13 protein-coding genes are annotated in these 12,346 nt (G+C 42.1%); 11 read left to right on the forward strand and 2 right to left on the reverse strand.

Going from position 1 to position 12,346, the window contains the following annotated elements:
* The 7 genes from HMPREF2893_RS02365 to HMPREF2893_RS02395 form a co-directional block, all read left to right on the forward strand.
* Nucleotides 1-394, forward strand: a 394-nt coding sequence (locus tag HMPREF2893_RS02365; protein WP_186822237.1) for a chloride channel protein, incomplete at its 5' end; no start/stop codon positions are given.
* Entirely contained in the window at nt 391-1,104 is a 714-nt protein-coding gene (locus HMPREF2893_RS02370; RefSeq protein WP_070674262.1) for a type 1 glutamine amidotransferase, read from the forward strand. The genes HMPREF2893_RS02365 and HMPREF2893_RS02370, both read left to right, overlap by 4 nt.
* Nucleotides 1,105-1,459: 355 nt before the next feature.
* Nucleotides 1,460-2,170 carry a purine-nucleoside phosphorylase gene (gene deoD, locus HMPREF2893_RS02375; RefSeq protein WP_003007097.1) on the forward strand — a complete coding sequence of 237 codons (711 nt, stop codon included), beginning with the start codon at nt 1,460-1,462 and terminating at the stop codon, nt 2,168-2,170.
* The gene (locus HMPREF2893_RS02380) at nt 2,170-2,937 is read left to right on the forward strand and encodes a hypothetical protein (protein ID WP_070673998.1); all 768 of its coding nucleotides are present in this window, start codon (nt 2,170-2,172) and stop codon (nt 2,935-2,937) included. Before deoD ends, HMPREF2893_RS02380 begins: the two co-directional genes overlap by 1 nt.
* On the forward strand, nt 2,938-3,669 hold the full coding sequence (locus HMPREF2893_RS02385; RefSeq protein ID WP_070674000.1) for an NAD-dependent protein deacylase: 732 nt from the start codon (nt 2,938-2,940) through the stop codon (nt 3,667-3,669).
* Between the two features lie 124 nt (nt 3,670-3,793).
* Nucleotides 3,794-4,807, forward strand: coding sequence for a hypothetical protein (locus HMPREF2893_RS02390; RefSeq protein WP_070674002.1), 1,014 nt, complete (start codon nt 3,794-3,796; stop codon nt 4,805-4,807).
* A gap of 51 nt (nt 4,808-4,858) precedes the next feature.
* Entirely contained in the window at nt 4,859-5,845 is a 987-nt protein-coding gene (locus tag HMPREF2893_RS02395; RefSeq protein WP_070674004.1) for a hypothetical protein, read from the forward strand.
* A 24-nt stretch (nt 5,846-5,869) separates the two neighbouring features.
* On the opposite strand, the gene HMPREF2893_RS02400 is transcribed toward HMPREF2893_RS02395, so the two are convergent.
* Together HMPREF2893_RS02400 and HMPREF2893_RS02405 are read right to left on the reverse strand one after the other, a co-directional pair.
* Nucleotides 5,870-6,829 (reverse strand): hypothetical protein, encoded by a 960-nt coding sequence (locus HMPREF2893_RS02400; RefSeq protein WP_070674006.1) that lies wholly within the window; start codon nt 6,827-6,829, stop codon nt 5,870-5,872.
* 9 nt (nt 6,830-6,838) lie between these two features.
* Nucleotides 6,839-7,747 (reverse strand): LysR family transcriptional regulator, encoded by a 909-nt coding sequence (locus HMPREF2893_RS02405; RefSeq protein WP_013903495.1) that lies wholly within the window; start codon nt 7,745-7,747, stop codon nt 6,839-6,841.
* 243 nt (nt 7,748-7,990) lie between these two features.
* On the opposite strand from HMPREF2893_RS02405, the gene HMPREF2893_RS02410 reads away from it, so the two are divergent.
* The 4 genes from HMPREF2893_RS02410 (at nt 7,991) to pyrF (ending at nt 12,238) form a co-directional block, all read left to right on the forward strand.
* Nucleotides 7,991-9,427, forward strand: coding sequence for a DUF6688 domain-containing protein (locus HMPREF2893_RS02410; protein WP_070674008.1), 1,437 nt, complete (start codon nt 7,991-7,993; stop codon nt 9,425-9,427).
* A gap of 184 nt (nt 9,428-9,611) precedes the next feature.
* Complete coding sequence (locus HMPREF2893_RS02415; RefSeq protein ID WP_049491145.1) at nt 9,612-10,418, forward strand: dihydroorotate dehydrogenase electron transfer subunit; 807 nt, start codon at nt 9,612-9,614, stop codon at nt 10,416-10,418.
* 9 nt (nt 10,419-10,427) lie between these two features.
* Nucleotides 10,428-11,366: a dihydroorotate dehydrogenase gene (locus HMPREF2893_RS02420; RefSeq protein WP_049491142.1), complete on the forward strand. Its 939-nt coding sequence runs from the start codon at nt 10,428-10,430 to the stop codon at nt 11,364-11,366.
* Between the two features lie 179 nt (nt 11,367-11,545).
* Complete coding sequence (gene pyrF / locus HMPREF2893_RS02425) at nt 11,546-12,238, forward strand: orotidine-5'-phosphate decarboxylase (protein WP_013903499.1); 693 nt, start codon at nt 11,546-11,548, stop codon at nt 12,236-12,238.
* Nucleotides 12,239-12,346 lie beyond the last annotated feature (108 nt).

Genomic DNA, 12,346 nt, shown 5'->3' on the forward strand with positions numbered 1-12,346 from the left:
TATCTTTATGGGAAATGGCCAGGTACTAGCGCAAGCCCTCTTGTCTAGCCAGTCGATTCCTTATCTTCCACTGACTCTTGCAGTGAAGGGGCTTATGGTTTACCTCCTCTTGCGCAATGGTGCCTATGGAGGGACCTTGACACCATCATTTGCCTTAGGGATTGGATCTGGCTATCTAGTGACCTTGCTTTTGACAGTCCTTGGGATTCATCTGGATCCAGCTATAGGGATGTTACTTGGAGCTACAGTCTTTTTAGGGACGACCCTACAAGCTCCTCTGACAGCCATTGCCCTGAGCCTTGGATTTACAGGCCAAACTTGGAATTTGACTATTCCGCTGGTACTTGCGGCTGGTCTGTCATACGTGATTCGAAAGAGATGGGAGAAGAAATGATGAAGGTACATTTTGTACTGCATGAAACCTTTGAAGTGCCGGGCGCTTATCTAAAATGGGCACAGGAGCGTGGCCATCAAGTGACCACGACTAAAGTCTATGAGAATGAAACCTTACCAGAGTCAGTGGATGAGATTGACTTTTTGATCGTCATGGGAGGACCTCAATCGCCAGACGAAGATCGAAAAGCTTTTCCATACTACGATCCTCAGGCAGAGATCGACCTGATTCAAAAGGCCATGAAGGCAGATCGTTATATTGTTGGGGTCTGTCTTGGTGCTCAGCTCCTGTCTGTTGCTTATGGCGCGAACTATGAGCACAGTCCAGAACGTGAGATTGGTGTTTTTCCTGTGACCTTAACGCCTGAAGGACTCACAGATCCGCATGTCGGTGAGTTTGGAGCAACTCTTGAAACTGGTCATTGGCATGGTGATATGCCAGGATTGACAGAGGATGCTATCGTTCTTGCGACCAGTCAAGGTTGTCCACGTCAGATTATTCGCTTCAGTCCTAAACACTATGCCTTCCAAGCCCACCTGGAATTTGATCCAGAAGCAGTCGATCTCTTGATTGCTGCTGACGGTGAAGATCTTTTGGTAGAACAAAGTCAAAAACTGACCTTTGTTCAAAAACCTGAAGCCATTCGTGCTTACGATTATCGAGAAATGAATGCCAAACTCTATGCGTTTTTGGATTCATTAACAAATTAAATATAAAAATGAAAGGAAGAGCATGTGTTCTAATTTGAACACGAGCGGAAAGCTCTCCTAAATACTCAATAAAAAAGAAAGGATGGGTTTACCGTATTCGCTGAACTGAATACGGGCGGAGAACTGTGTAAAAAAGATAAACTGTCTAGCATCTGCGATGCGTCGTCAGTTTCCTATTTTTACTTTGTTCTCTTTAACGCCTATTCTAAAAAATAAAAAAGAAAGGTAGAGCATGTGTTCTGATTTGAACACGAGCGGAAAGCTCGGAAAATAGATAATCTGACTGAGAAATCAGGATTTCTCGTCAGATTCCTAATTTTCAGTCGCTTTCTGGTCGCTCTTTGTATCATAAACTATGTCTATCCATATTGCTGCTAAGCAGGGTGAAATTGCTGATAAAATTCTTCTTCCTGGGGATCCTCTTCGTGCGAAATTTATTGCTGAGAATTTCCTTGAAGACGCTGTTTGCTTCAACGAAGTCCGTAACATGTTTGGTTACACGGGTACTTATAAAGGTCACCGTGTTTCTGTCATGGGTACTGGAATGGGGATGCCATCCATCTCTATTTATGCGCGTGAGTTGATTGTCGACTACGGCGTGAAAAAATTAATCCGTGTGGGAACAGCTGGTTCTTTGAACGAGGATGTGCATGTTCGTGAATTGGTCTTGGCACAAGCTGCTGCAACCAACTCAAACATCATCCGTAACGACTGGCCTCAATACGATTTCCCACAAATCGCTAGCTTTGATCTTTTAGACAAGGCTTACCATATTGCCAAAGATCTTGGCATGACCACTCACGTGGGTAATGTCTTGTCTTCTGATGTCTTCTATTCAAACTATGGTGAAAAGAACATCGAGCTTGGTAAATGGGGTGTGAAAGCTGTAGAAATGGAAGCAGCGGCTCTCTATTATCTTGCTGCTCAACACCATGTGGATGCGCTTGCTATCATGACGATTTCAGACAGTTTGGTCAATCCTGATGAGGATACAACCGCTGAAGAACGTCAAAATACTTTCACAGACATGATGAAAGTCGGTCTTGAGACCTTGATTGCAGACTAATGGCAACATTCTTTCATGATGAATGGCTCTACGACCTCCAAAATTATCACTACAGCCGGGCTCTGCGCTCTATCAAGCAGCAGGAAGAAGTACCGGATTTGTTGGTAAGTTTACTACAGTTAATGGCGGAGCGTCGAGAGCTCAATATCCAACCCGTCATGAATCAAAAGTTGAGAACCGAGTTGCTAGAGGCGACTGGTTTTCAGCTTTTTTGGCATGAGGATCCAGAAGACGAGCAGTTGGCCAACTACCTCTATGATCTCGAAGCGAAGTTGCGAAATGAGCAGATTATTGACTTTGTTCGTGCCGTTAGCCCAGCCATCTATCGGATCTTTATGCGTTTGATTCAGTTGAAAATTCCTGATATTACCAACTATATTCATAACTCCAAAGAATCCAGTTATGACCGTTGGAAGTTTGAGAGCCTGCATGCGTCCGACAACCCTATCCTGCAGCAATTCCACAGCGAAAGTGTGGTCAATTCGTCCAGTTTGACGGAGTTGATTGTGCAGTTGGATTTTCCAGATAGCGTCAAAGTTGAAGCCCAACAATTGCGGGAGTTAGAAAAATCAGTTCGCAATCCCTTGGCCCACTTGATCAAGCCTTTTGATGAAGAAGAGCTCCATCGGACGACGGGTTTCTCTTCTCAGGATTTTATGAAGAATTTGATTGACCTTGCAAGCTACACAGGCATCCATTATGATCAAGCTAACTTTTATTTTGATCAGGCCAATGCTGTTATGGAAGAGCTACTAAAGGAGAAGTAGATGGATAAGATTGCTCAACTACAGGAGATGATTGATCAGAGTCAACGGATCGTGTTTTTCGGAGGGGCAGGAGTTTCCACAGAGTCAAATATTCCAGATTTTCGAAGTTCAGATGGTGTCTATAGTGTTCAGGTGGGGCGACATTTGACAGCTGAGCAATTGGTCTCCCATACTATGTTTGCGCGTTATCCAGAGGACTTTTTCGACTTCTATAAGAAATACCTACTCTACCCAGATGCCAAGCCTAATGCTGCCCATCGCTATCTGGCTCGGCTTGAGGAGACTGGTAAGCTCAAGGCAGTGGTGACACAAAATATCGATAGTCTCCACGAAATGGCTGGTTCTAAAAAAGTCTTGAAGCTCCACGGCAGTGCCGACCGCAATTACTGTACGGGTTGCCAGCGATTTTATGATTTGGAGGCTTTTCTAGCTTTGGAAGGCCCGGTTCCACACTGTCTGGGCTGTGGCAAGGTGGTCAAGCCTGATGTGACCCTCTACGAGGAGCCTCTTGATATGAACGTCTTTAGTCAAGCAGCCCAAGCCATCCAAGAGGCTGATCTCCTGATTATCGGTGGAACCTCTCTTGTGGTCTACCCAGCAGCTAGCTTGATCCAGTATTTCCGAGGGAAGAAGCTGGTTGTCATCAATAAAACCAGTATCCCACAAGACAAGCAAGCAGACCTGGTTATCGAAGGAAAAATCGGCCAAATCTTTTCTCAATTAAGACAATAAAAGAACACCTGAGAGAAGTGGAAATCCACTTGTTTCAGGTGTTTTTATGTCTCAATTTTGACTAGTGCTATAAGAATGTATTTGATTATGATATAATGAAATAGATTTTCTTAAGGAGGCGAGTATGAAGAAGTTTAAAAGAATATTACCACTCGTTTTAGTAGCTTTAGGACTATTCTTCTTTGGACTTTATCACTATTTGAAAACATCTGTTGATCCTGGTTTGTTTGATAAGAATGATCAGTATATTAAGGTATATAACTACAAATCAGAGAAGATCGAGCCTAAAAAAGCAAAAGTAAAAGAAATTAATCTTGAATTTATATACGACGATAGGGCTGCTGTTCCTGATGGATTGACTTGGTCGGAAGATCTTCGGTCTGATATTGGTCCTTATGACGGTGGAGATGTCATTTTACATGCCCTGTTAGAAGATGGCTCAAAAATCAGAATCCCGCTACAAAAGGCATTTCATTTAGGTCCAACATTTAGTCGGGATTTGGAATACAATGATAAATTAGAGGAGAAAATGCTTCCTAGATTCCCGAAATTCAGTACAGAGTATAATCGAAATCTTTCCTTTGCTTATTTTAGTGGAATGATGTATGTAGGAGACACTCTCTATCAACTTCCTGAAACGGAAGCTGTTACGCGTTTTGATCTAAAGAATCCAAAAACTGGAAAGTTACAAACCTATTATGAATATGGGCATTTGCCAGAGAAAACAGATTCTCCTGTGTATTTAAAAACTAAAAAAGATGTGAGCCAAGCAGACATGCAATCTTTTTATGATGATTACCATAACAGTTGGAAGGGCTACTGGGATAGAGGAGTCGATCCTTTCCCTAAAGAGTTGACTAGCACCTACCCCTATCAGTTTCACTATTATAAATGGTTCTATTCAGATGCTCTATCGAATCTCCCTCTGAAAATAGATCTCACAGGTTCTGAATTTAAAACAACCGTCACTCGTACGCAGTTGATAAAGCCTGATCACAATGATCAGATGAAAGTGCGGACAGCCACAAAAACCTATACAGAGAAAAATAAAGAGGAATACGTACAAGAAGTCCTTGGTAAACTGTTGGAGTTCCACGAAATTAATGATCGAGCAAAAGATGAAGAGAAATATAAGTAAGAAACAAGAGCTTTCAATCTTGTTAGTAGAGTTCATATTTAGGAGGTGAGCATGAAGAAGTTGAAGATTAAGAAGAAATATATCCTTCTTGCTTTAGTAAGTTTGTTTATTGGCTACATTGGGCTTCGGTATTATATCAAGCCAGATTGGTTTGATTCAGAACATATTTATCATAAGGTTTACAATTTAAAAGTTAGTCAGAAAAAGGGCCTGAAAAAGACGATACAGGATATTAATATTGAGTTTGTTCATTTTGATGAGTCAAAACCTGTTGAGGGGCAATGGATAGAATCTACAAGAAGGGATTTAAAATCTGATGGGAATTATACCATTTTACATTTATCCTTCACTGATAAGACAAAATTAGATATCTTATTCGACCGTTATAATAGCGGTTCACTCTTTAAATCGGATAGCTTTAATTATGAACAGTTTAATAAATTATCACTTCGTTTTCCGGGGATTGGAAAAGGAGATGGTAGTGAGTTTAGAAACTATCTAATGATTTACCAAGGGGATACGATCTATCAAAAATCAGGGGATCAATATGTAGTTACGAGTTTTCAGTTAAAAAATCCGAAAACACAGAAACTTCAAACATATTATGAGTATGACGTTGCACCTGATTTTAATTTTTTTCAACAGACCTATTTTTTACAAGATAAGTCACATTCAGCAGAAGAACGTCAAAAATTTTTTGATGACTATCAACCTGATGGCAAAAGAAATTATTGGATACGAGATTCTGATAGAATAATTGGTGGTACAGATAGCCTATTCAATGATAGGTTAAATATTAAGCTTGAATGGTACCCCTATCAGTTATTTTATTCTGAACGGTTTGAAAATTTACCAATTCATCTAAGTACGACAGGTAATAATTTTAAAACGACGATAACAGAAACGTATGTGATGGATCAGCAAAATGATCAAAAAGGAATCAGAGTTCAGTCTAGATCAAAAACTTATACAAACGAAACGAAAGACCAATACGTGACTGAAATACTAAATAATAAGGAAAAAACCAACGCCAGATAGCTTTATGCTATCTGGTGTTAGTTTTTATGGATATATTTTCCTTATTGGATTTGTAACGGTATATAAATCAGATATAGATAAGTCTGAATAGGTATCATCAGCAGAAAAATATTCTCGATTAAGAGTGAAATTCGCTTTATTATCCTCTGTTTCATTTAACTTTGGTGTTTCTTTTACCATTGTTGGTAGTTCAGAAATAATAGTTTGGTATACTTTCTTAGGGTTATTTTTGAATTCCTTTTTTAATTGGCCTTCTCGTTCATCAATTTTTCTATTCAGTGCATCCATGTCTGGAGGAGACCACTTATAGTGAATCTCAAAGTTATAAGTATCATCATTTACTGAGGATAACTGAAACTGATAGGTATCATACCAGCCTTTTATAAAGGCATTCCAGTAGGCTTCGACGATCGCTTTTTTCTCTTTATCTGTTGGAATGTAATAAAGAGTTATGTTTTCCCAATTAGTGTCAAGATTTTGGAATAAGTCTTCTTTAATCTCTTTCTCCAGATTTTGTTTAAAAAATTCTTTAGCAGACTTTTCAATTTTAGTTAAGTTTGTCTTGTTAGATGGAGTTGTAAAATAGGTATATTCTTTGGGTCTCGAGTATATATCTAAGTGAACAAATTTATATTTAGTATTCGGTCTACCAGCAAACCAAAGGGTGTAACTGCCATCGTCTAGATCCTCAAAGTCCAAGATCTCTTGTTCTTGATTATTGTTATCTAAAATACTGATATCATATTTAGAGATTTCTTCAGTTCCAATAATTTTAAATTCTAAATAATACCTATTGTCTCCTTCCTCCAAGTTTTTTACTGGATGTACAGAGTCAAAATAACCATTTAATTTTACATTTAGAGCAATATTAGGATTACTTGGAATAACATCAATTTTTGGATCGGGTTTCGATTTGTCGTTTAAAGCTATAATTCCAAAGATAAATGTAAGTGCAACGAAAAACAGAATGAATTTAGGTTTCATATCGCCTCCTTACTTATCAAACTTCACTTCCTCAAGCAAGTACTCGATGAATTTTTCTCCCATTTTTGAGAGGGCTGTTTTTTCATGTTTGATGTAGACCAGCTCGATCGGGTCTTCGATATCAAGGGGAATGGAGACGATGTTATTTCCGTTGAGATTGCTGTTGAGAATTCCGGTCGCAATGGTGTAGCCATCCAGACCAATCAAGAGATTAAAGAGGGTCGCCCGGTCACTGACGACGATGGATTTCTTATGATGCTCTTGAGAGAGGATCTCTTCTGAGAAGTAGAAGGAGTTGTGGGTTCCTTGGTCATAGCTAAGGTATGGGAAATCTTCCAGATCTGACAAGTGGACGATCTCCTTCTTGGCAAGAGGATTGGTCTTGCTGACAAAGATATGAGGCTGGGCTGTAAAGAGGTGGGTAGCAACCAGGTGATTATCATCCAACATCTTAGAGAGGACATCTCGGTTGTAGCTATTCAAAAAGAGTACGCCAACCTCGCTTCGGAAATTCTTGACGTCATCAATGATCTCCCAAGTCCGCGTCTCCCGTAGGAAGAGCTCGTATTTTTCCATGTCGCTTTTCTTCAGTAGTGAAACGAAGGCCTCAACTACGAAGGCGTAGTGCTGTGAAGAGACGCTGAAAAGCTCACGAGAGCCCACGGGATTTTTATAGCGCTCGGACAAGAGGTCAATCTGCTCCACCACCTGGCGGGCATAAGAGAGGAACTCCATCCCATCGCGGGTCAAAGTGATCCCTTTAGGATTCCGGATAAAGATTTCAATCCCCATCTCATTTTCCAAGTCCTTAACGGCATTGGAAAGGCTAGGTTGCGTGATGAAGAGTTGTTTTGCGGCCTCATTCATAGAGCCGGTTTCGACGATTTTGATAATGTATTGTAATTGTTGTATTCTCATGCTTTTATTTTAACATAAAAAAGAGCGTTTTTCCCGTAAAATGTGGTCTTTCAAGGACTGTATCAGAGTATAATGCAGGCTGAGGGAGGTAATAGGAAGTAGGCTAGATCAAATATTTAAAAAATAGAAAATTGGGAGCAAAATCTCCATCTGGGGACTGATTTTGATGGAAAAATACAGTTTTGCCTTGATTAAGGGGTGAGCTGATTGATAGAATGGTAAAAAATTGATTGAGGAGATCTTATGAAAAAACTCGTTTCCTGGTATAAGAAAAAGGATAAGGAATTGGAAACCCATTACACAGCCGGTCTGATGCAGATCAATTTTGTGACCAATGCACTAATTCTATTAGCCTTTTACATTTATTTTGTTGTTAGTGAGTCGATCTATGCAATAAAGGATCCATTCATCCAATTTAGCGTTTGGGAGATCATTGCCTTCACGATGGAGATCTTTCCTTACGGTTTGACCATTGCCCTCTTTGTTCCCAATATTTTTGTCATCATTTATGGGATCGGTCGGTGGTCTAGCCTCCAGTTCAAAGAAGCAGAGGAAGAAGCTCTCGAAGATCCTGATTTGTTTGAAGATAGAGGGCCAAAGGAAGGAGAAGGGACAAGAGAAGTTGACGCATTCCTTATGAAAGAAAGGCAAGAATCACCTAGTCCTAAGCCTACCAAAAAGAAAAAGCAACAGCCTACAATTGTTCTTTGGTTTGGTCTCTTTGGTTGCTTTCTCGAAGCGATTTTCATTTACATCGTCAAGGATATGACCTTTTACGAATGGAATGAGCCCTTGATCAATTCTCAGAAACATGCCCTGATCTGGTCTGGCGCATATCCGACCTTCTTCACACTGGCAGCTCTTACTTTACTAGCCTTGATCATTTATTCCTACAGAGATGCGAATTCACTCTCGCCGTTAGCAAATATCTTCTGCATCAGTGGCATTCTAGGAGGAGTGGTTCTTCTCTTAGTTTTTGATAATCAACTGCAGGTAGCAAGTTTTCACACCTTTTTCTTACTGATCTATTCCATCCATCTCTTATGGGTTCGCATCAAGGAGTGGCAGGAAGATCGAACAGAGATGGCCTATGAGAATCGTCTACTTCAATGGCTCCATCAGCTCTTAAACAAGTCGCGCAACTGGCCATGGCTAGCAGTTCTTGTCGCTCTTCCGACCCTTGCTCTTGTTGTCCTTATTCTCATGCTCTTTGGGCAGCAACCGGATTCCATGATCAAGGCCTGGACCAATACTGCTGACTGGGCCTTCTCACAGAAGATCCCTCCTCAGAATCTCATCATTGATGAGCACTATCTCTGTACGGTTGCGGCTGGTGGTCATGAAAAAGTTGTCAAACCCCAGCGGATGGGCGTCCGCCACGGTCATCCAGTCGTCGTCAATCGCCAGCTCTGTATCGCCAATGCCTTTGAACAGGTGCTAGAAGAAAAGACGCCACGTTTCCATCGCTTTTTGCGTCGCAATTATGACCGCTATGGCTATCCCTTTGCCAAACATATCAAGAAAAAATGGGCTATGGACCTGATCTATTACCTAATGAAACCCTTGGAATGGCTCTTTTTACTGGTTCTTTATCTAGTCGACCGCAAACCTGAAAACCGAATCGCCATGCAATACATCAAACCGATCCCAGAAGATTTTGACCCCCGTAAAGTTTCCTAAGTTACTGATTTTACTTGACAAGCGAGAAGGAGCGCGATATAATGAGACAAATTTAACCTTTAAGAGGTCCAGAGAGGCCTGCAAGGAAAGACAGAATAAAGATCAGCGGACGGAGTCTAGCTGATCATTTGTAGGGCCTTGCTTTTGCGAGGTCTTTTTTGCTGAAAGAAAGAAGAGGAAATCAATGGTCAGTGACAGTTGTAAAAAACGCTTTGGCAAAATCATGATGGAGGAGATGGAGCTGGTCGCTCAAGAAGAGATCGCTCCCCGCATCTATTCTATGATCCTGAAGGGCGAAATGGTGGCGCAGATGCTGCCAGGACAATTCCTTCATATCCGCGTCCCTGATGGATCCAAGCTCCTTCGCCGTCCGATTTCAATTTCTGAGATTGATCCTGAGACACAGACGTGTCGCTTGATCTATCGCATCGAAGGTGGGGGGACAGCTATCTTTTCCCAATTGCCAATCGGTAGCAAACTCAGTGTCATGGGGCCTCAGGGAAATGGATTTGATCTCACCAATCTCGGCAAAGGTCAGAAAGCCTTGATCATCGGTGGCGGGATCGGTGTTCCTCCTTTGGTCCAAGTGGCCAAACAACTCCATGAGCAAGGGGTGGAAGTTGAAGTGGTTGTCGGCTTTGCGACCAAAGAAGCTGTCATTTTGGAAGAAGAGCTTTCTAAGGTTGCTCATGTCACTGTAACGACAGACGATGGGACTTATGGCACTAAGGGCTATGTCTCGACCATCGTTGATCAGATGGACCAGGAGTTTGACGCTATCTATTCTTGTGGAGCACCTGGCATGCTCAAATATGTCAATACCAAATTTCATGACCATCCCCGCGCCTACATTTCCATGGAATCCCGTATGGCTTGTGGGATGGGTGCTTGCTACGCCTGTGTGGTGCATTTAGAAAATGAAAGCCAAGCAGCCAATAAGCGCGTGTGTGAAGACGGACCGGTCTTTGAAACCGGTACGATTGTGATGTAGGAGGATCTTATGACAGCAAATCGACTAGCCGTATCCTTACCCGGTTTAGACTTGAAAAACCCGATTATTCCGGCATCTGGCTGTTTTGGCTTCGGTCAGGAATATGCTAAATACTATGACTTAGACCTGCTTGGATCCATCATGATCAAGGCGACGACTGCGGAAGCTCGTTTTGGAAATCCAACGCCACGTGTCGCCGAGACGCCTGCAGGCATGCTCAATGCCATTGGGCTTCAAAATCCAGGTGTAGATGTGGTCCTTGCAGAGAAACTCCCTTGGTTGGCCCAGCATTATCCAGATCTACCGATTATTGCCAATGTGGCTGGCTTCTCCAATGAAGAGTATGCAACGGTATCTAGGAAGATCTCGCAAGCACCAAATGTCAAGGCCATTGAGCTCAATATCTCTTGTCCCAACGTAGACCATGGGAACAACGGCCTCTTAATCGGGCAGGTTCCTGAGTTGGCCTATGCGGCTGTGAAAGCAGCGGTAGAAGTGTCCTCCGTCCCTGTCTATGTCAAGTTAACGCCTAGTGTGGCAGACATCACGCAGGTCGCAAAAGCAGCAGAGGATGCAGGGGCGACCGGCTTAACCATGATCAATACCTTGGTGGGCATGCGCTTTGACCTCAAGACTGGTAAGCCCATCATTGCTAATGGAACCGGAGGCATGTCGGGTCCAGCCGTTTTCCCAGTTGCATTAAAACTCATCCGTCAGGTTGCCCAATCCACTAAACTTCCGATTATCGGAATGGGAGGTGTGGATTCAGCAGAAGCAGCCATTGAAATGATGATTGCAGGGGCTTCTGCGATTGGAGTTGGAACCGCTAATTTCACTGATCCTTATGCTTGTCCAAGCATCATCGAAGATCTGCCACAGGTTATGGATCGCTATGGTATTGACACCCTTGAGAACTTCCGAAAACATGTACGGGAAAATCTACTGTAAATCCTTGACTTTTCCCAAATATCGTACTACAATAAATAAAAACCTTTAAAGTAGTCCAGAGAGGCTCCTAAGGTCTAGACGGTGAATCATGGTAGTTGTTCCTACCTAATTTTCGTGTAACCTTGCCTCGGGCAAGGTTTTTTTGTAGATAAAATGATCAATCAAAAAAGGAGTAATCCATGCGTGAAGAACGTCCTATTATCGCCCTTGACTTCCCAGCTTTCGAGGATGTCAAAAACTTTTTAGAGCATTTTCCAGAAGACGAAAAATTATTTGTAAAAATCGGAATGGAATTTTTCTATGCAGTTGGTCCTGAAATTGTACATTACCTCAAAGGGCTTGGACACAGTATTTTCCTTGATTTAAAATTACATGATATCCCAAATACAGTCAAATCAGCCATGTCCGTACTGGGTACTTTCGGAGTAGATATGGTGACGGTCCACGCAGCCGGTGGTGTAGAGATGATGCGCGAAGCCAAGGCAGCTCTTGGTGAAGGAGCTAAATTGGTAGCCGTAACCCAGTTGACTTCTACCAGTGAAGAAGACATGCGTGATTGCCAAAACATCCAAACAACGGTCCAAGAATCAGTAGTTAATTATGCCCGCAAAGCCCAAGAAGCAGGCTTGGATGGCGTTGTCTGTTCAGCCCATGAAGTAGCTTTGATCAAGGACGCCACTTCATCAGACTTTGTCTGTGTCACACCAGGGATTCGTCCTGCTGGAGCTGAAATCGGCGACCAAAAACGGGTCATGACCCCACAAGAGGCTCATAAAATTGGATCTGACTATATTGTCGTTGGACGCCCAATTATCCAAGCAGAAAACCCATGGGATGCTTACCATGAAATTAAGAGACAATGGAATAGTTAAGAACGTCTAAGAAGCTGTGCTTCAAGACGTTCTACGGGAAGCCCGATAGGGCCTTCCCTAAACTATTCACTAGATTATGAGAATAAAAAGTATCGTTTTATTCTCATA

Origin of the sequence: Streptococcus sp. HMSC072C09 (assembly GCF_001813105.1) — a bacterium.
Lineage (GTDB): Bacteria > Bacillota > Bacilli > Lactobacillales > Streptococcaceae > Streptococcus.